Genomic DNA, 24,832 nt, shown 5'->3' with positions numbered 1-24,832 from the left:
CGGACCCTAGCCAAATCCGTCGGTCACACAAGCAAACGGCAGGGTTGCAGGGGTGACGGCGAGTTCAGTCGAAGGCTTCGGCGAGGTCGAGCAGCCGGAAACGCACTTCCTCGCGCCCCCGGTACCGGTCCAGCGACAGCGTGCCGACGGCGTGGATCGGGCGGTCGCGGGAATTGAGCAGCCTCTGGCCGATTTCGGTGTCCGCCGTCTTGAAGGCGATCGCCGAAACGCGGGCCCCGTCGGCGCCGCGCAGGGTCGCCCGCACATGACCATTGCCGACGATCGAGGAGGAATCGATCCGGTGCCGGGCGAGCGCGAAGATCGGCGAGGCATGGCCCGAGCCGAAGGGCCCGGCCCGCATGATCGTCGCATAAAGTTCGGGCGTCAGCCCGGCGGCGCTGACCGTGCCGTCGACCTTCAGGGAATCGCCCTCGCGCAACGCGCTCACGGCCGCCGCGGCGCGTTCTTCCAGGAAGCCGCGGAAATCGCCGAGCCGATCCTTCTGGATGGTCACGCCGGCCGCCATCGCATGGCCGCCGCCCTTGACCAGCAGTCCTTCGGTCACCGCCTCGCGCACCAGCCGACCGAGATCGAACCCGCCGATGGAGCGGCCCGACCCGGTGCCACGGCCCGACCCGTCGAAGGCGATGGCAAAGGCCGGGCGGCGATAGCGCTCCTTGAGGCGCGCCGAGATCAGCCCGACAATGCCCGGATGCCAGTCGTTCGAGCCGACCACCAGCACGGCCGGGCCCTCCCCCGAGCCGATCTCGGCGGCGACTTCGGCATCGGCCTCGGCCAGCATGGTCTGCTCCATGGCCTGGCGCTCCTCGTTGAGGGCGCTGAGGCGCGCGGCGATCTCGTCGCAGGCCGCGTCGTCGTCGAGACAGAGCAGCCGGCTGCCGAGGGCCGCGTCGCCGATCCGGCCGCCGGCATTGATCCGCGGTCCCAGCATGAAGCCGAAATGATGGGTCTCCATCGGTCCGGACAGGCGCGAGACCCGGCCGAGCGCCGCCAGCCCGCCATTGCGCTGGGCATGGGCGACCTTCAGCCCCTGCACCACGAAGGCGCGGTTGAGCCCGACCAGCGGCACCACGTCGCAGACCGTCGCCAGCGCCACGAGGTCGAGCAGGCCGAACACGTCCGGCAGCTTCGACTGGGCCATGCCCCGCCGGCGCAGTTCGCGCGACACCGCCACCAGCGTCATGAACACGACGCCGGCCGCGCACAGATGCCCGAGCCCCGAGAGGTCGTCCTGCCGGTTCGGATTGACCAGCACGTTGGCGTCGGGAAGCTCGGGGCCGGTCTGGTGATGGTCGAGGACGACCACGTCGACGCCCTCGGCGCGCGCCGCCTCGATCGCCTCGAAGCTGCCGGTGCCGCAGTCGACGGTGACGATCAGCGTGGCGCCGTCGGCGGCAAGTTCGCGCATCGCCGCAGGGTTCGGGCCGTAACCCTCGGTGATCCGGTCGGGAATGCGGATCGCCGCGTCGATGCCGAAATGCTTCAGGTAACGCCAGAGCAGCGCCGAGGAGGCCGCGCCGTCGACGTCATAGTCGCCGAAGATCGCCACGCTCTCGCGCCGGCCGATGGCGTCCGCGAGGCGTTCGGCGGCCGCGTCCATGCCGGTGAGGCGCGAGGGATCGGGCATCAGGTCGCGGATGCGCGGATCGAGGAAGCCGGTGGCGTCCGCTTCGGCGATGCCACGCGCCGCCAGCACCCGGCTGACGATGTCCGGCAGGCCCAGCGACTGCGCCATCTTCAGGGCGGCGCCTTCGGCCCGCTCGTCGAGCGCGTTCAGCCAGCGGCGACCGCCGATCGAGCGATCGACGTCGAGAAATGTGCGCAGGGGTGCGGCCATGGATGCTGTTGTGGCGATGGCGGCGGGGCGGCGCAAGGCCGTCCCCGCGACTGCTCACAGATGAAACTTGGACTTGTCGTGGTGATAGGCGCGCATCTCACGCACGGTGCGCGAACGCGAGCGCATCAGCAGCGTGTGGGTGACGATGCGGTCATTGTAGAAGCGCACGCCGTCGAGGAGATTGCCGTCGGTCACGCCCGTCGCGGCGAAGATCACGTTGCCCGAGGCCATCTCATGGGTCGAGTAGATCCGGTACGGATCGGAGATGCCCATCTTCTCGGCGCGGGCGCGCTTGTCGTTGGTGTTGAGCTGCAGGCGGCCCTGGATCTGGCCGCCGGTGCAGCGCAATGCGGCAGCGGCCAGGACGCCCTCGGGCGCGCCGCCAATGCCCATATAGATGTCGATGCCGGTCTGCTCGGGATCGGTGGTGTGGATGACGCCGGCAATGTCGCCGTCGCCGATCAGGCGGATGGCGGCGCCGGCCTCGCGCACCGCCTCGATCAGCGGCGCATGGCGTGGCCGGTCGAGGATGCAGGCGGTGATCTCGGAGACCGCGACGCCCTTGGCCCTGGCCAGCGCCTGCAGATTGACCTCGGGCGGCTGGGCCAGATCGACCACGCCCTCCGGATAGCCCGGTCCGACAGCGATCTTCTCCATGTAGACGTCCGGCGCGTTCAGGAGGCTGCCGCGCCCGGTCATGGCGATGACGGCCAGCGAGTTGGGCAGGTTCTTGGCGCAGACCGTGCGGCCCTCGAGCGGATCCAGCGCGACGTCCACCGACGGCCCCTCGCCGGTGCCGACCTGTTCGCCGATGAACAGCATCGGCGCCTCGTCGCGCTCGCCTTCGCCGATGACGATGACACCCTCGATGGCCAGCGTGTTGAGCTCCGAACGCATGGCGTCGACGGCGGCCTGGTCGGCGGCCTTCTCGTCGCCGCGGCCGCGCAGATGCGCCGCCGCGACGGCAGCCCGCTCGGTGACCCGCGCGATTTCGAGCGTCAGAATCCGGTCCAGCGTGCCGGTCTCGTCAGGTGCCCTGGTCATCGCGCGTCTCTCCCTCGTCGCGTCCCCGCCGCCCGAATCCTGTCAGTGCCGGGCGTGCAGGCCTGATATGCGCCGGATGTGCGAAAGCACAATGTCACCGGTCACAATGCCGGAGAAGCCGCCTCCCGGGCCCTCCGGCGAATGAAGCGCTCAGTCGAGCGCCTCGATGCGGATCATCTTCGGCTCGCCGGACAGATGTCCGTCCTTGGACACCATCTCCAGCGCCTTGCGGACGGCCGCCTCGGTGGTCTCGTGGGTGACGAGCACGACCGGCGCGATCGACGCGTCGGCGGTCTCGTCGCGCCGCCGCTGGACGATGGATTCCAGCGAGATCTTGCTCTCGGCCATGCGCCGCGCGATCGAGGCGAAGGCGCCGACCCGGTCGAGCACCGACAGGCGAATGTAGTAGCCGCCCTCATGGGCACGCATGCGGGCCCGCTTGTAGGGCGCCAGATTGGCCGCCGGCATGCCGAGCGTCGGCCGCAGGGTGCCGCCGGCGACGTCCATAATGTCCGACAGCACCGCCGAGGCGGTCGCGTCGCCGCCGGCCCCCGGGCCGGCCAGAAGGATCGAACCGAGCAGGTCGCTGTCCACCGCCACCGCATTGGTCACGCCGTCGACCCGCGCCAGGGCGGAATCGGCCGGGATCATGGCCGGATGGACACGCTGCTCGATGCCGGTATCGGTGCGCATGGCGACGGCAAGTAACTTGATGCGGTAGCCGAGCTCGGCCGCCGCGGCGATGTCGTCGTTGGTCACCGTCTCGATGCCCTCGATGAACACCGATTCCAGATCCAGCTCGCAGCCGAAGGCGAGCGAGGTCAGGATCGCCAGCTTGTGGGCCGCGTCGAAGCCGCCAATGTCGAAGGTCGGGTCGGCTTCCGCATAGCCGAGGCGCTGGGCGTCGGCGAGGCAGGCCTCGAAGGCGATCCCCTCCTTCTCCATGCGGGTCAGCATGTAGTTGCAGGTGCCGTTGAGGATACCGTAGACGCGGCTGACATCGTTGCCGACCAGCGCCTCGCGCATGGTCTTGACGATCGGGATGCCGCCGGCGACCGCCGCCTCGAACAGGATCTCGGTCTTCTTGCGGGCCGCCAGCCGCGCCAGGGTCACGCCGTGATGGGCGAGCAGCGCCTTGTTGGCGGTCACCACCGGCAGGCCGCGGTTCAGCGCCGCCTTCACCGAATCCAGTGCCGGACCTTCCGAACCGCCGATCAGTTCGACGAAGACGTCGATCTCGGCTTCCGCCGCCAGCTTCACCGGATCGTCGAACCAGGCGAGGCCGGAACTGTCGAAGCCGCGGTCGCGACTGCGATCGCGGGCGCAGACGGCGGTGGCGCTGATCGGACGGCCGGCCTTGTTGGCCAGTGGCTCGGCATTGGTCTCGATCAGCCGGGCAAGGCTCGCGCCGACCGTTCCAAGCCCGGCAATGCCGAGCCGCAATGGGCTGTTCATGACGTCCCTGTCGATGTTTGCGTCGAAATAGCCGGCGAGGTCAGGAGCCGGCGCCGATGGGTTCGACCTTCTGCCCGGCTTCGGCGCCGGTGGCAAGAAAGCGCTTGATGTTGCGGGCCGCCTGGCGAATGCGATGCTCGTTCTCGACCAGCGCGATGCGCACATGGCTGTCGCCGTGCTCGCCGAAGCCGATGCCCGGCGCGACGGCCACATCCGCCTTCTCGATCAGGAGCTTGGAGAATTCCAAGGAGCCCATGTGGCGATAAGCTTCGGGCAACGGGGCCCAGGCGAACATGGTCGAGGACGGCGACGGTACGTTCCAGCCGGCGCGGCCGAACGAATCGACCAGCACGTCGCGGCGGCGGCGATAGATGGTCCGCACCTCCTCGATCGCCTCGTCGCCGGCGTTCAGCGCCGCGGTCGCCGCGACCTGGATCGGCGTGAAGGCGCCGTAGTCGAGATAGGACTTCACCCGCGCCAGCGCCGCCAGCAGCCGCTCGTTGCCGACGGCAAAGCCCATCCGCCAGCCCGGCATGGAGAAGGTTTTTGACATGGAGGTGAACTCCACCGCCACGTCCATCGCGCCCTCCACCTCGAGGATCGAGGGTGGCGGCGAGCCGTCGAAGAAGATCTCGGCATAGGCCAGATCCGACAGGACGACGATCTCGTGCTTGCGCGCGAAGGCGACGATCTCGCGATAGAAGTCGAGATCGGCCTCGAAGGCGGTCGGATTGGCCGGATAGTTCAGGATGATGGCGATCGGCTTGGGGATCGAGTAGCGCACCGCCCGGTCGATGGCGACGAGGAAGTCGTCGTCCGGCTTGGCCGGGATCGCGCGGATCGTGCCGCCCGACATGATGAAGCCGAAGGCGTGGATCGGATAGGTCGGGTTCGGGCAGAGCACCACGTCGCCCGGCGCGGTGATGGCCTGCGCCATGTTGGCGAAGCCTTCCTTCGAGCCGAGCGTCGCCACCACCTGGGTGTTGGGGTTCAGTGTCACGCCGAAGCGGCGGGCGTAATAGGCCGCCTGCGCCTTGCGCAGCCCGGCGATGCCCTTGGAGGCCGAATAGCGGTGGGTGCGCGGATCGCGGATCGCCTCGCACATCTTGTCGACGATGAATTTCGGCGTCGGCAGATCGGGATTGCCCATGCCCAGATCGACGATGTCGGCGCCTCCGGCGCGGGCCGTCGCCTTCAGGCGGTTGACCTCCTCGAAGACGTAAGGCGGAAGCCGGCGGATCTTGTGAAATTCTTCCATGATATTCGGTCCTCGGCGCAATGCCGGTCGGGGATTGGGCCGGTCGTCGGGTGGGCCGGTCGCGGAAATTTAAGTCGGCGGAAGGCCTGTTACTGCCCGGCCTCGATCTGGCGCAAGACTTCCTCAGGCGTCGGCCCGGTGCGCGCCGGCCGCTTGCCGGCGGCGTCGCGCGGCGTCGGCTCGGTGGCCAGCACCGCTTCCATCTCCGCGGCCTGCTGCTGGCGCACCGACTGGGCGCGCTGGATCTTGCCGTCGAAGCCGCTCGGCTGCGCCGCCTCGCTGGCATGCTGGCCGGCCGTGGCGGCGAGCCGGGCCTGCTCAGCCTGGACCTCGGCGTCGGTGAGCTGCTCGGCGGCGCGACCCGGATAGGCACCGAGCAGCGGATAGCCGTCCGCGTCGGTCCGCTGCGAACTCGGCACGTCCGGCGAGGCCGCGAGCCGCAGGGCGCCGACGGACGTGTTCTCCGACTGACAGGCGGCGGCCGGCAGCAGCGCCAGCACGATCGCGAACGGACGGATAACGGAAAGCGGAAGCATAGCCATCAGGCCTTCTTGAAACAGCGTCACACCTCATATCCTAGAGGTCGGGCTTTGACAAAAGCTTGGGTGCCCGATTGTGGCGGGAGCCGATCCTCGACACAATGGCCGGGCACCTCGGGCCAGACTGGGAACCAGCACGCCCGTACCGCATGGGAGGATGCCGCATGACGACGACCAAGCAACCGAACGACGCCGGGCCGCAAAACGGCGCCGGGCCCGACCCGGACTTCGTCGTCAAGGATCCGGAAGCCTTCGCGCGCAACATGGCGCATGTGCTGGAAGAGGTCGGCAAGGCGGCCTCGGCCTGGGTGGGCCCGCGCGAACGCGGCGAGATCGTCGAGGACAATCCGGTGTCGCTGGGCGAGATCGTCCAGACCCTGTCGAAGGTGTCCGAATACTGGCTGACCGATCCGACCCGGGCGGTGGAAGCCCAGACCGCGCTCTTCTCCAACTACATGAATGTCTGGAACAACTCGATCCGGCGCATGGCCGGCGAGGCGCCGGTCAATCCGGTCGAGACGCCCAAGGGCGACAAGCGCTTTGCCGACAAGCAGTGGAGCGAGCACCTGTTCTTCGACTTCGTCAAGCAGGTCTACATCCTGACGACGCGCTGGGCCGACGATCTCCTGGAGCGCACCGAGGGCCTCGATCCGCACACGCGCCACAAGGCCGAATTCTATCTCAGGCAGGTGAGCAACGCCCTGTCGCCCTCGAATTTCGTCCTGACCAATCCCGAGCTCTACCGCGAGACCGTCGCCTCCAACGGCGAGAACCTGGTGCGCGGCATGAAGATGTTCGCCGAGGACATGCAGGCCGGCGGCGGCACCCTGCGCCTGCGCCAGTCCGACGCCTCGACCTTCAAGGTCGGCCGCGACATGGCGCTGACCCCCGGCAAGGTGGTCGCCCAGAACGACGTTTGCCAGATCATCCAGTACGCGCCGCAGACCGAGACCGTGTTCAAGCGGCCGCTGCTGATCGTGCCGCCCTGGATCAACAAGTTCTACATCCTCGACCTGAAGCCGGAAAAATCCTTCATCAACTGGCTGGTCGGCCAGGGCCACACGGTCTTCGTCATCTCCTGGGTCAATCCCGACGACCGGCAGGCGATGAAGGACTGGCAGGCCTATATCGAGGAAGGCATCGTCTTCGGCCTCGACACGGTCGAGGCGGCCACCAGTCAGAAAGAGGTCAACACGATCGGCTATTGCGTCGGCGGCACGCTGCTCGGCGCCTCCCTCGCCTATCTGAAGGCGACCGGCGACACACGGATCGCCTCGACCACCTTCCTGACCACCCAGATCGACTTCACCCATGCCGGCGATTTGAAGGTCTTCGTCGACGAGCCGCAGCTCCAGACGCTGGAGCGGGCAATGGAGAAGAAGGGCTATCTGGAAGGCTCGCAGATGGCGACCGCCTTCAACCTCCTGCGCTCGGGCGATCTGATCTGGCCCTATTTCGTCAACAACTACCTGCGCGGCAAGGAACCGCTGCCCTTCGACCTGCTCTACTGGAACGCCGATTCCACCCGCATGCCGAAGGCGAACCATCTGTTCTACCTGCGCAACTGCTACCTGGAGAACCGGCTGTCACGCGGCGAGATGGAGATCGGCGGCCACCGCCTTGACCTGTCGCAGGTCGATATCCCGATCTACAATCTGGCGACCAAGGAAGACCACATCGCCCCGGCCCGCAGCGTCTTCACCGGCTGCCGGGCCTTCGGCTCGAACGTCACCTATGTCCTGTCCGGCTCGGGCCACATCGCCGGCGTCGTCAATCCGCCCGAGAAGAACAAGTACCAGTACTGGACGGGCCCGGCCCCCAGGGAGGTCGACACATACGAGGACTGGCTGCTGGCGGCGAAGGAGACGCCCGGATCCTGGTGGCCGCACTGGCAGGAATGGATCGCGCCTCTGTCGGGCACCAAGGTCAAGGCGCGCAAGCCCGGCGGCCGCAAGCTGAAGCCGATCGAGGACGCGCCCGGCAGCTACGTGCAGATCAAGGCCTGAGCCCGCGGCCCGGGCCGGGCGCGACGCGGCGTCCTTCGCCGTCGCCGTCGTCGTCAATGGCCCCGAGCCGGCGCGCCGCATTGACGCCGGCCGACCGCCGCCGCTATCGGCAGCCATGGTCAGCTTCCCCTCTCCGCTCATCCCGGCGCGCCTCGTCCTGCGCTACAAGCGCTTCCTCGCCGACGTGGTCATCGACGGCGAGAGCGAGCCCGTCACCGTCCACTGCCCGAATCCCGGTGCGATGATGGGGCTGAAGGCCGAGGGCTCCCGGGTCTGGCTGTCGCGCTCGGCCAATCTGAAGCGCAAGCTGCCGCTGACCCTCGAGATCGTCGAAGCCGACGGCACGCTGGTGGGCATCAACACCGCCCTGCCGAACCGTCTCGCCGAAGAGGCCATCGCCGCCGGGCTGGTGCCGCCGCTGGCCGGCCTCGGCACCGCCCGCCGCGAGGTCAACTACGGCCGCCGGTCGCGCGTCGACCTGCTCTACCAGGCGCCGGACGGCCAGCCGATCTATGTCGAGGTCAAGAACGTCCACCTGATGCGCCGGCCGGGGCTGGCCGAATTTCCCGACTGCGTGACCACCCGCGGGGCCCGGCATCTCGACGAACTCGGCGACCGGGTGGCGGCCGGCGACCGGGCAATGATGCTCTACATCGTCCAGCGCAGCGACTGCGACCGGGTGGCCTTTGCCGCCGATCTCGACCCGGCCTATGCCGCGGCATTCGCCCTCGCCCGCGAACGAGGGGTTGAAGCCCATGCCGTTCGGTGCGACATCAATCTGTCAGATATCCGACCCACGACCATCCTTCCGATCGTCGACAGCGCGCGCCAGCCATGACCACCTATCTCGAAGCCGAAGCGAATCCGACCCGCAACACGGGGGCGATCCGTCTCTATGACGAAGCGGCCTTCGCCGGCATGCGCAAGGCCTGCCAGCTCACGGCCCGTTGTCTCGACGGGCTGGCCGGCATCGTCGAGCCGGGCGTGACGACGGATGCGATCGACCGCTACGTGATGGAGTTCGGCCTCGCCAACGACGCGGTGCCCGCGACGCTGAACTATCGCGGCTACACCAAGAGCGTCTGCACCTCGATCAACCATGTGGTCTGCCACGGCATTCCCAACGACAAGGCGCTGAAGGAAGGCGACATCGTCAACATCGACGTCACCTTCATCGTCGATGGCTGGCATGGCGATTCCTCGCGCATGTATCCGGTCGGCCGGGTCAAGCGCGCCGCCGAACGGCTGTGCGACGTGACCTACCGTTCGCTGATGATCGGCATCGAGGCGGTGCGGCCGGGCGGCCATATCGGCGACATCGGCGAGGCGATCCAGACCTATGCCGAATCCGAGCGCTGCTCGGTGGTGCGCGACTTCTGCGGCCACGGCGTCGGCAAGCTGTTCCACGACGCGCCGAACATCCTGCATTACGGCCGCCGCGGCGAAGGCGCCGAGATACGCCCCGGCATGATCTTCACCATCGAGCCGATGATCAATATCGGCCGCCCGCATGTTAAGATCCTCTCCGACGGCTGGACCGCCGTGACCCGCGACCGGTCGCTGTCCGCCCAGTACGAGCACACGGTCGGCGTCACCGAAACCGGCTGCGAGGTGTTCACCCTGTCGCCGGGCGGCTTCGACACGCCGGGCCTGACGGTCGAGCCGCTGACCGCCGCCGCGGCCAGCTAGTTCCGGCACGATGACCGCCGCGGCCTCCGACGACGAACCGGTAATGACCGGTCTTCAGGAGGCCGGCAAACCCTCGGGCGAGCGCTCACGCAAATCCCGGGACGCCGCAAAGACCGACCATCATCTCGGCCATCGCGACCGGCTGCGCGCGCGCTTCACTGATGCCGGCGCCGATGCCCTGGCCGATTACGAACTGCTCGAACTCGTCCTCTTCCGCACTATTCCGCGCCGCGACGTCAAGCCGATCGCCAAGGCGCTGATCGCGCGCTTCGGTTCGCTGGGCGAGGTGCTGAACGCGCCGCCGCGGCGGCTGACCGAGGTGCCGGGCGTCAAGGAGAGCGTGGCCCGCGACATCGCCATCGTCGCGGCGATCAACCAGCGGGCCATGCGCTCGGCCGTCCGGCAGCGCGAGGTGCTGTCGTCCTGGTCGGCGGTGCTCGACTATTGCAAGGCCGCCATGGCCTACGAGACCCGCGAACAGTTCCGCATCCTGTTCCTCGACAAGAAGAACGCCCTGATCGCCGACGAGGTGCAGGGCACCGGCACAGTCGACCACACGCCGGTCTACACCCGCGAGGTCGTCAAGCGCGGGCTGGAACTGTCGGCCACCGCGATCATCCTCGTCCACAACCACCCGTCGGGCGATCCGACCCCGTCGCGGGCCGACATCGAGATGACGCGCACCATCATCGACACGGCAAAGCCCCTCGGCATCGCCGTCCACGACCACATCATCATCGGCAAGAACGGCCATGCCAGCCTGAAGGGCTTGCGCCTGATCTGAGGTCGAGAGGCACCGGCCCGCCGCAGCCTTGTCCGACAACGGCGATGCCGGCGCGCCCGCCTTCAGTGCAGGTGACCGCCATCCTTGACCAGCCGGATCTCGCGCGGCCGGATCAGGCCGGCATGCATGACCCGGACCGAGTGGATCGCCGCCTCGATCTCGCGGTCCCAATGGTCAAGGAAGCGCTTCAGGCGCGGATAGCTCGGGGCCATGTCCTCGAACTGCCAGGAAAAGCTCTGCAGGAAATCCGGATGGTCCGGCATCCGGTAGAGAACCTCGGCCGTGGTCAGGCCGAAGCCCTTCAGCATGTTCTCGAACTGGGGATCGACGTTGCGGGTGTGCATCGGCAAGCTCCTTGGCTGTGCCGGCCGGCATGAACCGGCACCTGGATGCTCTGCCCCTATGGTTAACGCTTCGTTAAAGCCTGGCAAGCCGGTCGCGCATCCGTGACCCCGAGCCCCCCGCAAGAGACCTGCCCGCCCCTGGCCCGGTCAGCCGCGCGCGACGCGCAGGGTCGAACGCCCGCCATCGATGCCAATGACCTGTCCGGTGATCCAGGACCCGGCATCGGTGAGCAGGATCTCGCCCATCGCCGCAATGTCGTCGGGCCGGCCGAGACGCGGCAACGGGTGCATCTTGGCCACCGCCTCGGCCATCTTCTCGTTGGAGGCAACGCGCTTGCCGAGCGGGCTGTCGACCAGCGACGGCGCGATGGCATTGACCCGGATCTGAGGCGCAAACTCGGCGGCGAGCGAGCGGGTCAGGCCGACGACGGCGCCCTTGGCCATGGCGATCGAGGCATGGGCGGCGAAGCCCTGATCCACCGCCACGGTGGAGAACAGGAGGACGCTCGCTCCGTCCGGCGCCTTCTGCAGCGCCGGTAGAGACGCCTGAATCGCTTTCGCAGCACCCAGCGCGTTCAGGTTGAAATCGTTAAGAAAGTCGTCGCCCTTCAATCGGGCGAAGGGCTTCAGATTGATCGTCCCGACCGCATAGACCAGCCCGTCGAGGATCTCGCCTGCCGCCTCGGCCGCGGCGGCGATCGCCGCATCGTCGGTCACGTCGCAGACCACCGTCTGCGCTCCGATCTCGCCGGCCAGCGCCTGCAGTTCCTCGTCGCTGCGGCCGGCAAGGACGAGGTCGTGTCCGGCCGTCGCCAGGCGCCGGGCGATGGCTTCGCCGATGCCGCCATTGCCGCCATAGATGAGATATCTGCCCATGATCGTGCCGGCCTTCCCTGATTGCGTCGAGACCGGCAGATGCGGCCGCAAGCCGAACGATCAACTGCGACGCGATGGCGCGCCGAGGCGGCATGTCAGCCGGAGACGATCGCCCCGCCCGCCGCGTGCATCGCTTCCGGCGTATCGACATCGACGCTGGCCGCCGCGCCGATCTCCACCGTGACCAGCGCGTCCGGATGCGCCGCGATCACCGACTGGGCGCCGACGTCGCCGGCAATCGCCGCGATCTCGTCGGCAAAGCCGGTGGCGAGAAGCACCGGGTTGCGCCGCTTGCCACCATCCGAGGCGGCGACGATCGCGCCTCTGCCCCCAGGCGCGAAGGCGGCGATCAGCCGGTCGAGATCGGCGGGCCTGAGTTGCGGCTGGTCGGCGAGCATGACGAGGACGCCGTCCGCCCCTGCCGCCACGGCCTCCGCGAAGCCCGCCTTCAGCGAGGTGGACAGGCCGTCGGCATAGGCGGGGTTCTCGATGAGCGACACATCGAGCCCGGCGAGCGCCGCGCCGATCTCTGCGCGCATGTGGCCGACGACGACGCGGACATGGCGGGCGCCGGAGGCGAGCGCGGTCTCGGCCGAGCGGCGCACCAGCGGCACGCCGTCGAAGGTGGCGAGCAGCTTGTTCGGTCCGCCCATGCGGCTGGACCGACCCGCGGCGAGGATCACCACGTCGACGACCGGCCGGGCATCATCCCGCATCTGCCGCGCCCCGCGTCTCGCTTTCCTTCGGCAGCGCCTCACGCGGCTGCGGACGCGAGGCGATCTCCATCAGGAGCCCGCCGACGCCCATGCGCCTGATGTCCTCGCCCGACACGGCAAGATCGGCCAGCAGGCGATTCAAAACCCAGTCGAATCCGTTCTCCTTGGGACTGCGGGCGCAGCCCGGCGCGCCCAGCACCGGACTCCCCCCCAGCCGGCCGAGCAGCAGAAGATTGCCGGGGTCGACCGGCATGCCGAGATGGTCGACAGCGCCGCCGGCCGCCACGATCGCCGCCGGGATCACGTCGCCGGCGTCGATCACCGCCGAGGCCCCGAAGACCAGCGTGATGTCGGCGGGCCCCAGCCGTTCGAGCGCCTCCTTGAGCGCCACCATGTCGTGGGCGCAGCGGATCTCCTCGCCGATCGTCGAGCCGGAGAGCGCCAGTCGCGCCTCCGTCGCCCGCCGCGTCTTGTCGAGGACGCTCGGCTTGACGCCCGGCAATTCGGTCTGGATCAGCGCCACGCGCCGCGCCGCGAAGGGCGCCAGCCGGAAGGCCGCCTTGTCTGCGACGAGCCCCACCGCTCTGTCGACGGCCGCGCCGGGGACGGCGAGCGGGATGATCTTCACCGTCGCGACCATCTGGCCGGCGCCGACCGGGGCATGTTCGGCCAGCGTTGCCAGCGTGATGCCCGGGTCGATGGCGTTCAGCGCATCGACGACGCCGCGATCCGGCAGGAACAGCCCGGCGGGCTCGGCGAAGAGATTGACCCGCCCGGTGGCAGCCGCTCCCGCCCGCACGCCGGTGCCGGCCAGTGCCGCGCCGATCGCGGCCGCGGCCTCGTCCTCGGTCAGATCGTCCGGCTCCAGCCGCGCCGCGACCACCGTCGCGATTCCGGCCTCGCGCAGCCGCGCGACATCGTCGGCCGACAGCCGCGTGCCCTTCTTCAGCCGGCCGCGGTCGAGCGCCTTGGAATGGGCGAGGATCGCGCCCTCGGCATCGGCAAGGGCGACCTCCCCGAAGATCATGCGGCCTCGGTCTCGCCCCGACGATCGGCGAACATCTTGCGCTTGCGGAAGGCCTCGACGACCGAGGCCATGATGGCGACGGCGATCTCGCCCGGGGTGGCTGCGCCGATATCGGCACCGATCGGCGCCTCGATCCGCTCGATCAGATGCGGCGCGATGCCGGCCTCCACCAGCCGGTCGACGCGTTTGGCATGGGTCTTCCGGCTGCCCAGCGCACCGATATAGAAGCAGCCGGCCTTCAGCGCCGCGATCAGCGGATAATCGTCGATCTTCGGATCATGGGTGATCACGCAGACCGCCGTATAAGCATCGAGCGGCCGGTCCTTCAGGACGTCCTCAGGCCATTCGGCGTGGAGGGCGATGTCGGGAAAGCGCTCCGGCGTGGCGAAGGCGGTGCGCGGATCGATGATCTCGATGTCGTAGCCGGCCAGCCGCGCGATCGGCGCCAGCGCCTGGCTGATATGGACCGCGCCGATCACCACGAGCCGCGCCGGCGGCAGATGGGCGTTGAGAAACGCCTCGCCGTCGCCGGTCTGGACGATCCCCGACTTGCCGGAGCGGATCACCCGGCCGATCTCTTCGGCCAGCGGATCGGCCGCCACCTCGGCCTCGCGCACCAGACGCTGCGTGCCGGTGGCGAGCTCGGTCACGACGACCGCGGCCCGCCGGGCCTCGCGCTCGGCATTGAGTGCGGAAAGAAGCGCGCGGTCCATCAGTTCACCCGTTCGACATAGACCCGGATCCGGCCGCCGCAGGACAGCCCGACGCGCCAGGCGGTCTCGTCCGCCACGCCGAATTCCAGCATGCGCGGCGCGCCGGCCTCGATCACGTCCACGGCTTCGGCGACCACCGCCCCCTCGACGCAGCCGCCGGAGACCGAGCCCTCGAAATTGCCCTCGGCATCGATCACCAGATGGCTGCCGGTCGGACGCGGCGCCGAGCCCCAGGTCTCCACGACGGTGGCCAGCGCGAGGCTGCGCCCCTCTCCTGCCCAGGCTTCCGCGGTCTTCAGGACGTCGAATTCGGGTTGGCTCATCTTGCGTCTTCCTTCAAGCATCCTGCCGGTCCGCCTGCGGCTCAGGCCGCCGCGGCTGCGCGATCGGCCGCTGCAATCCAGCGGCGCGGATCGGTGTTGCGGTCGCCGCCCTCCGACAAGGCCGCGCAGAGCGCGCTCATCGCCTCCAGCGAATGCACCGCGCGGAACTCGTCAACATGCGGCAGCATGGCCCGCACGCCCTTTGCCCGGGCCGAGAAACCGTCGAACCGCAGCAGCGGGTTCAACCATATCAGCCGCCGACTGGATTTATGCAGCCGCTCCATCTGTTGCGAGAGGTCGTCGACACTGTCGCGTTCCAGCCCGTCGGTGATCAGGAGCGCCACCGCGCCCTGCGTCAGCACCCGGCGCGACCAGACCCGGTTGAACTCGGCCAGCGCCTCGCCGATCCGCGTGCCGCCGGACCAGTCGCGCACCGCGCCGGCGCAGTCGGCCAGCGCCTCGTCGGGGTCCTTGTGGCGCATCTGGCGCGTCACGTTCGTCAGCCGCGTGCCGAACAGGAAAGTATGAACGCCCCGCCGCTGCTCGGTCAAAGCATGCAGGAAATGCAGGAAGATCCGGCTGTACTGGCTCATGGAACCGGAGATGTCGGCCAGCACCACCAGCGGCGGATGCACCTCGCGCGGCGAACGGAACTTCGGCAGGACGAGATCGCCGCCGGTGCGCATCGAGGCGCGCATCATCGCCCGCGGATCAATCTTGGCGCCGCGCGGATCGCTGCGGAAGCGCCGCGTACGCATCCGGTCCTGCGGCAGCCGCAAGGCGGCGATGGCCCGCTTGGCCTCCTCGACCTCGGCGACGCTCATCTGGGCGAAGTCCTTCTGGCGCAGCACCTCGTTGCCCGAGACGGTGAGGCTCGCGTCGATCTCGATCTCCGGCTTTTCCTGCTTCGTCACCCGCTCCTTGGCGCCCTCGAACATCGCCTCGGCGGCACGATCCTCGCCGGCGCGCTTCTTCTCCGGCTTGGACGGCCGCGGCGGCGCGGTCGGCGAGAACATCGCGATCATCTTCTCGATGAGTTCGCGCGAGCGCCAGAACAGCCGGAACGCCTCGTTGAAGACGGCGTCGTCCTCGTGCCGAGAAACCAGCACGGCATGCAGCGTCCAGTAGAAATCGTCGCGCGAGGACAGGCCCGCCGCCTTGACCGCCGCAATGGCGTCCAGCGTTGCCGACGGACCGAGCTTCAGCCCCGCCTTGCGCAGCGCGCGGGCGAAATAGGCGATGTTGTCGGCCAGCCGGCCCTCGGGGTCGGCAACGGCCGGTGCGCCATCCTCCGGGTCCGAATCCGCCATGGCGTCAGGACGCCTTCGCCAGTTCGCGCTTCACCTCGGTCAGGATCTCGCGGCTTTCGCCCCGCTCCATGCGCTGGATGTCGTCCTGGTATTTCAGCAGCACGCCGAGCGTATCGGAGACATGGGCCGGGTCGAGGGCGATGGCGTTCAGCTCTGTCAGGGCATTGGCCCAGTCGATGGTCTCGGCGACGCCCGGCGCCTTGAACAGGTCGATGCCGCGCAGCCGCTGGACGAAGGCGACGAGTTCCGCCGACAGCTCGGCATTGGCCCGCGGCGCCTTGCGGCGCACGATGTCGAGCTCGCGGTCCGAGGCCGGATAGTCGACCCAGTGATAGAGGCAGCGGCGCTTCAGCGCGTCGTGGATCTCGCGGGTGCGGTTGGTGGTGATGATGACGATCGGCGGTTCGGCAGCGCGGATGGTGCCGAGCTCGGGGATGGTCACCTGGTTGTCGGACAGGATTTCCAAGAGGAACGCCTCGAAGGCCTCGTCGGTCCGGTCGAGCTCGTCGATCAGGAGCACCGGCGCGCGGCCGGGCTCGCCCTCCAGCGCCTGCAGGATCGGCCGGCGGATCAGGAAGCGTTCGGAGAAGATCTCCGAGCGCATGGCGTCGCGGGAAATGTCGCCCGAGGCCTCGCGCATGCGGATCTCGATCATCTGCGCGGCGTAGTTCCACTCGTAGAGCGCCGAGGAGACGTCGAGCCCCTCGTAGCATTGCAGGCGGATCAGCGGCCGGTCGAGGGCGGCGGCCAGCACCTTGGCGATCTCGGTCTTGCCGACGCCGGCCTCGCCTTCCAGGAACAGCGGCCGGCCCATCTTCAGCGCGAGGAACAGCACCGTCGCCAGCGCCCGGTCCGCCACGTAGTTCTGGCTGTCGAGCAGCTGTTCGGTCTCGTCGATGGATGCCGGCAATGAATGTGTCACGTCGCTTCCTTCAAGCAGATGGCGTCGTCGGCCGGCTCGCGGCCGCTCAGAGGTGGCGGTAGGCCCGGTCGAGATAGACCAGCGACGCCGCCCTTGGATTGGTGCGAACCGCCACGACCTCGCCGATCAGCACACGGTGGGTGGCGACGACGCTCGCCTCGATCAGCCGGCAGTCGAAGCTTGCCAGTGCCGATGTGAGGACGGGCGCGCCGGTCTGCAGCGTGTCCCACTCGGCCTTGGCGAACCGCTCTTCGGGCGCCAGCTGGCCCTCGCCGGCAAAGGCCCGGGCCACAGGCTCGTCGGCGGCGGCGACCAGATTGACGGCGAAATTGCCATTGGCCTCAAAGCGGTCGTTCTCCGGGCTCGACATGTTGAGGCACACCAGCAGCGTTGCCGGCGAATCGGAGACCGAGCAGGCGGAAGAGACCGTCAGGCCCCGCTGGCCGGCCGGCCCGTCGGTGGTCACCAGATGTACCGCCGCCGCAAAGCGGCTCATCGCGTCGCGGAAGCTGTCGCGGTCGATTGTCGAAGTCGTCAGCAAACCATCGTCCATACATTGCGGGAGCGAATCCCGGAGCTTTGCGGGTAAACATAGGGCGCGCGGATCGGTTTCGCACGGGGGCGCGCCGCAATCCCGCCGGCAACGCACTGTCCTTAACGGTGGGCACGCCTGCCGGCCGGCGAAAGCCGATTCCGCTCGGCCGCCCGCTGCTGTAGGCTTGCCCGCATGACCATGCTGCAGTTCCGTCCCGGCCCGTTCGGCCCCGCCGCCCTCCTCGCCATCCTGGCCGTCGCCGGCCTCTGGTCCGCTTCCCCGGCCGCCGCCCAGACGGCCGATGCCACGACTGCGAGCCCACCGGTGCTGCTCGGCGTCGCCGCGCCGCTGAGCGACAGCCAGGCAATTCTCGGCACCCAGCTCGTCGCCGGTGCGCGGGCCGCCGCCGGCACCGTTGACCAAGGCGCTGGCATCGAAATCGTCGAGGCCGACACCAAATGCTCGACCGAGGGCGGGCGGCAGGCCGCCGAGACCTTCGTCGCGATGAACGCGAGCGTCGTGGTGGGCTTTCTCTGCGCCGAGGCGATCGAGGCGGCGCTGCCGGTGCTGACCAAGGCCGGCATTCCGGTGATCGATGTCGGCGTGCGGGCCAACCGCCTGACCGACCGGCGCGAGCGCACCGGCCATCTGGTCTGGCGCATCGCGCCGCGCTCCGATGCCGAGGCTGCGGCGATCGCGCAGACCCTGACCGATCGCTGGGCGGGCGAGCCGCTGGGCCTGATCGACGACGGCTCCATCGCCGCGCGCGGCCTTGCCGACATGGTGCGGCGGCTCCTCGGCGACCGCGGCATCGAACCCCAGAGCGTCGACAATTACCGCCCGGCCGAGGAGAAGCAGTTCGGCCTGGTGCGCCGGCTGGAACGCACCGGCATCAGCCGCTTCTTCATCGCCGGCAACCGGCCGGACGTGGCGATCATCATCCGCGACGCGGCCGCCAACGGTCTTGCGCTGCAGGTGATCGGCGGCGAGGAACTGCTCGACGAGACCAGCCTCGACGCGCCGCTGCCCGAAGGCGTCATCGCCGTCGCACCGCGCACCAGCTTCCCCGAACTGGCATCCGCCGAGGACGCAAAGGCGGACCTGCCACCGCAGGGTTATTTCGGCCCGGCCTTCGCCGCGACCGAGATCGCCGTGACGGCCGCCCGACGCGCCGCCGAGACCGGCCGCCCCCTGCCCGACATCCTGAACGCCGACCGCTTCCCGACGCGTCTCGGCGAGATCGGCTTCGACGCCAAGGGCGATTCCGATCTCGATCTCTACCGTGTGTTCGAATGGCGCGGCGGCCGCTTCGCCGAAGCCGGCGGGAGCTGAGGCCCTGTCCGGCGTCTGGCGTCCGGGGCCGCGCAACAGCCTGACGGATATCGCGGGCGTCCGCGTCGGCCATGGCGGTGAAGCGGCCCTGAAGAGCGGCACGACGGCAGTGCTGTTCGACCGGCCGGCCGTCGCCTCCGTCGCCGTTCACGGCGGCGCACCGGGGACCCGCGAGACCGATCTCCTGGCGCCCGAAAACACCGTCGCCGGCATCGACGCGCTGGTGCTGTCGGGCGGCTCCGCCTTCGGCCTCGATGCCGCCTCGGGCGTGCAGGCCTTCCTGCGGGAGGCCGGCCGCGGCTTTGCCGTCGGCGACGTGTGCGTGCCCATCGTGCCGGCGGCGATCCTGTTCGACCTCGCCAATGGCGGCGACAAGCGCGCCGGCTGGGACCGCTACCCGCCCTATCGCGAGTTCGGCTTTGCTGCGGCCAGCAGCGCGGCCGCCGACTTCGCCATCGGCACCGCCGGCGTTGGCATCGGCTGCACCACTGCGACCTTCAAGGGCGGCCTCGGCACCGCCTCGACGCTCTTGCCGAATGGCACCGTCGTCGCGGCCCTCGTCGCCGTCAACGCGGTCGGCTCCCCCACCATCGGCACCGGCCGGCATTTCTGGGCGGCGCCCTTCGAGATGGAAGGTGAGTTCGGTGGCCTCGGCCTGCCCATGCCCCTGCCGGCGGATGCGGCCGCCGTCCGCACCAAGCTCGATCCGCGCCCCGGCGCCAACACCACGATCGGGATCGTCGTCACCGACGCCGTGCTCGACAAGGCGGCGGCCAAACGCCTCGCAATCGCCGGACAGGACGGTTTCGCGAGAGCAATCTGGCCCGCCCATACCGATTTCGACGGCGACCTGGTCTTCGCGGCGGCCACCGGCACCAGCGGTATCGCGCCGGCCCCCATCGATCGGATGGAACTCGCCGCCGCGGCCGCGGCTACCATGGCGCGCGCCATTGCTCGGGGCGTATCGGCGGCCCGTGCGACAGCGTATGATCGGCTGCCGGTCTGGTCGACGGCCTAGGCGGACCGGACACAACGACATCGGGAGAGACCACATGCCGACGCGCTTCACGACGGGTCTTCTGCGCTGGCTGGTCCTGGCGGCCCTCCTCCTTGGCCCGGCCATGGCGAAGGCCGGCGATTTCGCGACCCTCGAATCCTACGGCTTCTCGTCCGACGGCCAGGTCTACGCCTTCGGCCAATCGGGCATCCATGACGGTTCGGGCTTTCCCTATGCCGAGATCTTCTTCCTGGACCTCGCCGAGGACCGGTTCATCGCCCCATCGCCGATCCGCGTCCGGCTCGACGACGAGAACGCGACCCTCGACATGGCGCGCGAGGAAGCCCGCAGCCGGGCCGCGCCGCTGTTCGCCGAGCACGATCCCCGGCCGGAGGCAGGCCTGCTCGTCTTCGCGAAACCGGCGACCGAACTGTCGGACGATCCGCACCGGGCGCGCTTCCTGCCCCGCGCCATCGCCCCCTCGCCGGATCGCCCCGTCGAGTTGCGGATCGAGACGTTGTCCCTCGCCGGTCCGAGCCATTGCGGCGATTTCGGCGAGACGGTCGGCTACCGGCTGGTGCGGATCGCCGCCGAGCCCGGCGCCACGGCGCGCCTCGTCCATGAAGATACGAGCATTCCCGAGAGCCGCGGCTGCCCGCTCGACTACAGCATTGCCGAAGTGCGGGTGCTCGAGCGCCCCGACGGCAGCTTCGCCGCGGTCGCCATCATCGCCGTCGAACAGGTCGGCTTCGAAGGCCCGGACCTGCGCTACATCGCCAATCCCGTACCGATGGACTGAACACCGAGTCCGTTGAGGCGATTCGAAACGTCTGGTAGACGACGCGCATCCCTTCTCCTGCTCGTCTTCGAAAGATATCAGCCGATGATCCCTCGCTATTCCCGCCCCGACATGGTCGCCGTCTGGTCGCAGGAGACGAAATTCCGGATCTGGTTCGAGATCGAGGCCCATGCCTGCGATGCGCTGGCGAAGCTCGGCGTGATCCCCGAGAGCGCCGCGAAGACGATCTGGGAAAAGGGCGGCGCCGCGACCTTCGACATAGACCGGATCGACGCGATCGAGGCCGAGACCAAGCACGACGTCATCGCCTTCCTGACCCATCTGTCCGAGATCGTCGGCCCCGACGCCCGCTTCGTGCACCAAGGCATGACCTCGTCCGACGTGCTCGACACCTGCTTCAACGTGCAGCTGACCAAGGCGGCGGACATCCTGCTCGCCGACATGGACGCGCTGCTGGCCGCGCTGGAGCGCCGCGCCTTCGAGCATCGCGACACCATCACCATCGGCCGTTCCCACGGCATCCATGCCGAGCCGACCACCTTCGGCGTCAAGCTGGCCCTCGCCTATGCCGAGTTCGAGCGCTGCCGCGAGCGGCTGGTGGCAGCACGCGCCGAGATCGCCACCTGCGCCATTTCCGGCGCCGTCGGCACCTTCGCCAACATCGATCCGCGGGTCGAGGAGCATGTCGCCAAGGCCATGGGCCTGACCGTCGAGCCGGTCTCCACCCAGATCATTCCGCGCGATCGCCATGCGATGTTCTTCGCCACCCTCGGCGTCGTCGCCTCGTCGATCGAGCGCCTCGCAACGGAAGTCCGCCATCTGCAGCGCACCGAGGTGCTGGAAGCCGAGGAGTATTTCTCCCCCGGCCAGAAGGGCTCGTCGGCCATGCCGCACAAGCGCAACCCGGTGCTGACCGAGAACCTCACCGGCCTTGCCCGCATGGTCCGCTCCTACGCCATGCCGGCCATGGAGAACGTCGCGCTCTGGCACGAGCGGGACATCTCCCACTCCTCGGTCGAGCGCTATATCGGCCCGGACGCGACGATCACGCTGGACTTCGCCCTCGCCCGCCTCACCGGCGTCGTCGACAAGCTGCTGGTCTATCCCGACCGGATGCTGGCCAATCTCAACAAGTTCAAGGGCCTCGTCCATTCCCAGCGGGTGCTGCTGGCGCTCACCCAGGCCGGCGTGTCGCGCGAGGATTCCTATCGCCTGGTCCAGCGCAACGCGATGCGGGTCTGGGAGGAGGACAAGGACTTCCTGACCGAGCTCCTGGCCGATCCGGAGGTCACCAAGGCCCTGCCAGAGGCGACGATCCGCGAAAAGTTCGACCTCGGCTACCACACCAAGCATGTCGGCACGATCTTCGAACGGGTCTTCGGCCGCGCCGGCTGACGCGCCGCATCCGGAACAATCGACGCCACCGGCGGTTGGCAGGATGAGGGCTGCGCCCGGCATCCGGCAACCGCCGGTCGCAGCCGATCAACCGGGAGGAAGAGCCATGTCCACGCCCCGCGGCCCCTCGCGCCCGAACCGGCGCCACCACACGCTCTGGATCGCACTGACCGTCATCGTCGTCGCCGCGATCGCCTATTTCCTGTTCTTCACCGCCACCCCCGACGAGGGTACGCGCGACGCGGCCGGCGTCTCGACCGAGACCAGCGAGCCCCCCTCGGACGAAGCGCCCGTCACCCTTCCGGCTGACTGACGGCCCGAATGGCGCGGCGCTTTGCCCTTTCGGGCCGGACGATCCTCCTGACCGGCGGGTCGAGCGGTGTCGGCGCCGCGCTCGCCGAGCGGCTGTTGGCGCTGGACTGCAAGATCGTGGTCTGGTCGCGGCGCCCGCCCGATCCCCCTCACCCGTCGCTCATCCACGAGCCGGTCGATCTGGCCGACATGACGGCGCTGGACGGCGCGCTCGACGGCCTCCTCGCGCGCCATCCGGACCTCTCCGTCGTCATCAACAATGCCGGGATCTCCGAGCGGGGCGACCTCGCCCGCAGCGACCCCGCGACGCTGGACGCGCGCGCCGAGGCCCAGATCGCCGTCAATCTGCGGGCGCCGATCCGCATCTGCCAGCGTCTCTTCGCGCCGCTGAGCCGGCTGGACAGCGCGATGATCGTCAACAACACCAGCGGGCTGGCCGTCGCCCCGACCGTTCCCCACCCGGTCTATTGCGCCACGAAGGCGGGCCTGCGCAGCTTCACCCAGTCGATGCGCTACCAGGCCGAGAAGGCCGGCGGCCGGCTCGCCATCACCGAGATCCTGCTGCCCGTGGTCGAGACGCCGATGACCGCAAGCGTCCCGCGCGGCCGCATGCCGGTGGACAAGGCGGCGGACCGGATCATGCGCGGTCTGGGGCGGGCCGAGCCGGAGATATGGGTCGGGCAGACGGCGCTGCTGCGCCGCCTCGTCGGCCTGTCCCCTGCCCTCGCACGACAACTTCTCAAGGTAGCAACTGGTTAGCTACCGGGACGGGTTTCGCAAGCCGCGCCTTGACACACCTGACGACCGACCGCATCTGGGTCCGATGCGAGTTGCAGATGCCGATATTCTCATCGTGCCCGGATACAAGGGCTCACCCGAAGACCACTGGCAAAGCCGGTGGGAGCGCAAGCTGTCGACCGCGCGCCGCGTCCAGCAGGCCGAATGGACCAAGCCGGTGCGCGACGACTGGACCCGGACCATCGCCGACGCCGTCAACGAATCGACGCGGCCGATCGTGCTGGTCGCCCATTCGCTCGGCGTCGCCGCCACGGTGCAGGCGATCCCGCAGTTCCGCAACCGGATCTCGGGCGCGTTCCTGGTCGCGCCTCCGGATGTCGAGAACGATGCGATCCGGCCGCGCCATCTGATGACCTTCGGGCCCTATCCCCGCGACCCGCTGCCCTTTCCGAGCGTCGTCGTCGCCAGTCGCGACGATGCGTTCTCGTCGCTGGAAAGCGCCGAGGACATTGCCGGCGCGTGGGGTTCGCTGTTCATCGATGCCGGCGAGGCAGGCCACATCAATGCCGACAGCGGGCATGGGCCATGGCCGGAAGGTCTCCTGACCTTCGGCAAGTTCATGTCACGGCTGACCGTGCCGGCCTGACGCCGCGAACGGCGCCAGGCACTTCAGGTCAGGCTCAGGCGGACGCCGCCTTCGCCAGGGCGGACGCCCCGGCCGACAGCACGCCGAAATCCGATCCGACGCAGGCCATCCGGTAGCCATAGCCGCGATAGCGCTTGGCGTCCTCGGCCGTCATCGCATAGATCGCCGCGATCTTGCCGGCCGCGGTAGCCGATGCCGCGAGATCGCGGATCGTGGCTTCCGTCTTCTCGCTGCCCGGATCGAGCGTGCCGTCCCCGGACAGGGCGATCGACAGATCCGACGGACCGACGAAGATGCCGTCGAGCCCCTCGATGGCGAGAATCTCCGGCAGATTGTCGAGGGCAGCGGCGGTCTCGATCATGGCGAAGGCCAGCGTCTCGGTGCGGGCCTCGGGCACGTAGCCGCCGCGGTTCCCGTATTCGTGCAGCTGCGCCGCGCGGGTCGGGCCATAGGAGCGCAGGCCCACCGGCGGATATTTCACCGCCGAAACGAAGGCGCGGGCATCCTCGGCCGTCTCGATCATCGGCATAATCAGGCCGGTGGCGCCGAAATCCAGGCACCGTGCGCCCAGCGACCGGTCCTCGATCGGCAGGCGCACCAGCGCCGGCTTGTCGAGAAGGACGGCGCGCTCGATCGCCACCCGCAGGGAGCCGACATCGAAGAGGCCATGCTGGACGTCGAAGGTCGCCACGTCGAAATCGGCGCGCAGGAACGCCTCGTGCACGAGCGGTTCGGGCATGCCGAGCCAGCACGACAGCACGAAGCCGCCTTCGCCGAGGCGGCTGCGAAGTTTGGGAAGGGCCATTCTATTCGGTGTGGACTTGCGTCTCGGCCTCGCCGAGGAACTGGGCCATGTGCCGCCGGATCTGGTGATCCGACTGGTCCACGCCAGCGTCGTCGAAATCCTTGCGGATCTTCTGGAAGACGTCGTTGTCGCCGGCCTCGATGAAGTCCGCCTTGATGACCTCCTGTGCGTAGGCCTTCGCGTCGTCGCCGGTCTTGCCCAGAAGCTCTGCCGCCCAGAGGCCAAGCAGCTTGTTGCGCCGGGCCTCGATACGGAAGCGAAGTTCCTGGTCATGGGCGTAGCGCGACTCGAAGTCCCGCTCGCGGTCGTTCAGCGACATCGTATCCTCCTTGTACAATCGGCCGGACGAAACCCTTCGGCCTAGCTGATCCTTACCGGCTGCGGCCGATGTTTTGAAGCCGCATTCGGC

The 24,832-nt window shown here is 68.9% G+C and carries 27 protein-coding genes; 11 read left to right on the top strand and 16 right to left on the bottom strand.

The window, feature by feature from the left end; genetic code table 11:
* Positions 1-64: 64 nt before the first annotated feature.
* The 5 genes from recJ to N7I30_RS11875 all read right to left on the bottom strand — a co-directional run bounded on the left by recJ (position 65) and on the right by N7I30_RS11875 (position 6,157).
* Positions 65-1,858: a single-stranded-DNA-specific exonuclease RecJ gene (recJ, locus tag N7I30_RS11895; RefSeq protein ID WP_498639039.1), complete on the bottom strand. Its 1,794-nt coding sequence runs from the start codon at positions 1,856-1,858 to the stop codon at positions 65-67.
* A gap of 54 nt (positions 1,859-1,912) precedes the next feature.
* Entirely contained in the window at positions 1,913-2,902 is a 990-nt protein-coding gene (gene glpX / locus N7I30_RS11890; RefSeq protein ID WP_498639036.1) for a class II fructose-bisphosphatase, read from the bottom strand.
* 150 nt (positions 2,903-3,052) lie between these two features.
* Positions 3,053-4,357, bottom strand: a complete 1,305-nt coding sequence (locus tag N7I30_RS11885; protein WP_498639035.1) for a homoserine dehydrogenase — start codon at positions 4,355-4,357, stop codon at positions 3,053-3,055.
* A 40-nt stretch (positions 4,358-4,397) separates the two neighbouring features.
* A complete protein-coding gene (locus N7I30_RS11880) occupies positions 4,398-5,615 on the bottom strand; it encodes an LL-diaminopimelate aminotransferase (protein ID WP_024348569.1) in 1,218 nt (405 codons plus the stop codon).
* 89 nt (positions 5,616-5,704) lie between these two features.
* Positions 5,705-6,157, bottom strand: coding sequence for a hypothetical protein (locus tag N7I30_RS11875; protein ID WP_498639033.1), 453 nt, complete (start codon positions 6,155-6,157; stop codon positions 5,705-5,707).
* 161 nt (positions 6,158-6,318) lie between these two features.
* Here N7I30_RS11875 and phaC point away from each other — a divergent pair, with 161 nt between their 5' ends.
* The 4 genes from phaC (at position 6,319) to radC (ending at position 10,633) form a co-directional block, all read left to right on the top strand.
* Complete coding sequence (gene phaC, locus N7I30_RS11870) at positions 6,319-8,160, top strand: class I poly(R)-hydroxyalkanoic acid synthase (RefSeq protein ID WP_498639032.1); 1,842 nt, start codon at positions 6,319-6,321, stop codon at positions 8,158-8,160.
* Positions 8,161-8,275: 115 nt separating this feature from the next.
* On the top strand, positions 8,276-8,998 hold the full coding sequence (gene sfsA / locus N7I30_RS11865) for a DNA/RNA nuclease SfsA (RefSeq protein ID WP_498639030.1): 723 nt from the start codon (positions 8,276-8,278) through the stop codon (positions 8,996-8,998).
* On the top strand, positions 8,995-9,849 hold the full coding sequence (map, locus tag N7I30_RS11860) for a type I methionyl aminopeptidase (RefSeq protein WP_024348573.1): 855 nt from the start codon (positions 8,995-8,997) through the stop codon (positions 9,847-9,849). Before sfsA ends, map begins: the two co-directional genes overlap by 4 nt.
* A gap of 43 nt (positions 9,850-9,892) precedes the next feature.
* Positions 9,893-10,633, top strand: coding sequence for a RadC family protein (gene radC, locus N7I30_RS11855; protein WP_498639028.1), 741 nt, complete (start codon positions 9,893-9,895; stop codon positions 10,631-10,633).
* A 62-nt stretch (positions 10,634-10,695) separates the two neighbouring features.
* On the opposite strand, the gene N7I30_RS11850 is transcribed toward radC, so the two are convergent.
* From N7I30_RS11850 to N7I30_RS11810, 9 genes are all read right to left on the bottom strand, one after another.
* Positions 10,696-10,977 carry an usg protein gene (locus tag N7I30_RS11850; RefSeq protein ID WP_051141474.1) on the bottom strand — a complete coding sequence of 94 codons (282 nt, stop codon included), beginning with the start codon at positions 10,975-10,977 and terminating at the stop codon, positions 10,696-10,698.
* A gap of 147 nt (positions 10,978-11,124) precedes the next feature.
* Complete coding sequence (locus N7I30_RS11845) at positions 11,125-11,853, bottom strand: SDR family NAD(P)-dependent oxidoreductase (protein WP_498639026.1); 729 nt, start codon at positions 11,851-11,853, stop codon at positions 11,125-11,127.
* A 95-nt stretch (positions 11,854-11,948) separates the two neighbouring features.
* Positions 11,949-12,569, bottom strand: coding sequence for a nucleotidyltransferase family protein (locus tag N7I30_RS11840; protein WP_498639024.1), 621 nt, complete (start codon positions 12,567-12,569; stop codon positions 11,949-11,951).
* On the bottom strand, positions 12,559-13,596 hold the full coding sequence (locus tag N7I30_RS11835) for a molybdopterin-binding protein (protein WP_498639022.1): 1,038 nt from the start codon (positions 13,594-13,596) through the stop codon (positions 12,559-12,561). Before N7I30_RS11835 ends, N7I30_RS11840 begins: the two co-directional genes overlap by 11 nt.
* Entirely contained in the window at positions 13,593-14,309 is a 717-nt protein-coding gene (locus N7I30_RS11830) for an XdhC family protein (RefSeq protein ID WP_024348579.1), read from the bottom strand. Before N7I30_RS11830 ends, N7I30_RS11835 begins: the two co-directional genes overlap by 4 nt.
* On the bottom strand, positions 14,309-14,632 hold the full coding sequence (locus tag N7I30_RS11825) for an XdhC family protein (RefSeq protein ID WP_024348580.1): 324 nt from the start codon (positions 14,630-14,632) through the stop codon (positions 14,309-14,311). The genes N7I30_RS11830 and N7I30_RS11825 overlap by 1 nt, the downstream gene beginning before the upstream one ends.
* A gap of 41 nt (positions 14,633-14,673) precedes the next feature.
* Positions 14,674-15,942 (bottom strand): vWA domain-containing protein, encoded by a 1,269-nt coding sequence (locus N7I30_RS11820; protein ID WP_498639018.1) that lies wholly within the window; start codon positions 15,940-15,942, stop codon positions 14,674-14,676.
* Between the two features lie 4 nt (positions 15,943-15,946).
* Positions 15,947-16,864 (bottom strand): AAA family ATPase, encoded by a 918-nt coding sequence (locus tag N7I30_RS11815; protein WP_187391496.1) that lies wholly within the window; start codon positions 16,862-16,864, stop codon positions 15,947-15,949.
* 46 nt (positions 16,865-16,910) lie between these two features.
* On the bottom strand, positions 16,911-17,405 hold the full coding sequence (locus N7I30_RS11810; protein WP_338083199.1) for a flavin reductase: 495 nt from the start codon (positions 17,403-17,405) through the stop codon (positions 16,911-16,913).
* Between the two features lie 186 nt (positions 17,406-17,591).
* Here N7I30_RS11810 and N7I30_RS11805 point away from each other — a divergent pair, with 186 nt between their 5' ends.
* The 7 genes from N7I30_RS11805 (at position 17,592) to N7I30_RS11775 (ending at position 23,618) form a co-directional block, all read left to right on the top strand.
* Complete coding sequence (locus tag N7I30_RS11805; RefSeq protein ID WP_498639015.1) at positions 17,592-18,731, top strand: branched-chain amino acid ABC transporter substrate-binding protein; 1,140 nt, start codon at positions 17,592-17,594, stop codon at positions 18,729-18,731.
* 4 nt (positions 18,732-18,735) lie between these two features.
* Entirely contained in the window at positions 18,736-19,749 is a 1,014-nt protein-coding gene (locus N7I30_RS11800; RefSeq protein WP_498639090.1) for a P1 family peptidase, read from the top strand.
* Between the two features lie 34 nt (positions 19,750-19,783).
* The gene (locus N7I30_RS11795; RefSeq protein ID WP_498639013.1) at positions 19,784-20,527 is read left to right on the top strand and encodes a DUF2259 domain-containing protein; all 744 of its coding nucleotides are present in this window, start codon (positions 19,784-19,786) and stop codon (positions 20,525-20,527) included.
* Between the two features lie 84 nt (positions 20,528-20,611).
* The gene (gene purB / locus N7I30_RS11790; protein WP_188077344.1) at positions 20,612-21,922 is read left to right on the top strand and encodes an adenylosuccinate lyase; all 1,311 of its coding nucleotides are present in this window, start codon (positions 20,612-20,614) and stop codon (positions 21,920-21,922) included.
* Positions 21,923-22,028: 106 nt separating this feature from the next.
* The gene (locus N7I30_RS11785) at positions 22,029-22,235 is read left to right on the top strand and encodes a hypothetical protein (RefSeq protein WP_370193168.1); all 207 of its coding nucleotides are present in this window, start codon (positions 22,029-22,031) and stop codon (positions 22,233-22,235) included.
* An 8-nt stretch (positions 22,236-22,243) separates the two neighbouring features.
* Positions 22,244-22,993, top strand: a complete 750-nt coding sequence (locus tag N7I30_RS11780) for an SDR family NAD(P)-dependent oxidoreductase (RefSeq protein ID WP_498639011.1) — start codon at positions 22,244-22,246, stop codon at positions 22,991-22,993.
* A 64-nt stretch (positions 22,994-23,057) separates the two neighbouring features.
* On the top strand, positions 23,058-23,618 hold the full coding sequence (locus N7I30_RS11775) for an RBBP9/YdeN family alpha/beta hydrolase (protein ID WP_009209039.1): 561 nt from the start codon (positions 23,058-23,060) through the stop codon (positions 23,616-23,618).
* 34 nt (positions 23,619-23,652) lie between these two features.
* On the opposite strand, the gene N7I30_RS11770 is transcribed toward N7I30_RS11775, so the two are convergent.
* Positions 23,653-24,423, bottom strand: coding sequence for an HpcH/HpaI aldolase family protein (locus tag N7I30_RS11770; protein WP_498639009.1), 771 nt, complete (start codon positions 24,421-24,423; stop codon positions 23,653-23,655).
* 1 nt (position 24,424) lies between these two features.
* A complete protein-coding gene (locus tag N7I30_RS11765; RefSeq protein ID WP_024348591.1) occupies positions 24,425-24,742 on the bottom strand; it encodes a DUF1476 domain-containing protein in 318 nt (105 codons plus the stop codon).
* Positions 24,743-24,832 lie beyond the last annotated feature (90 nt).

It is taken from the genome of Aurantimonas litoralis, from assembly GCF_026153195.1.
GTDB classification, from domain to species: domain Bacteria; phylum Pseudomonadota; class Alphaproteobacteria; order Rhizobiales; family Rhizobiaceae; genus Aurantimonas; species Aurantimonas coralicida.
The sequence above is the reverse complement of the archived record's forward strand: the minus strand, read 5'-3'. Positions and strand labels throughout refer to the sequence as shown.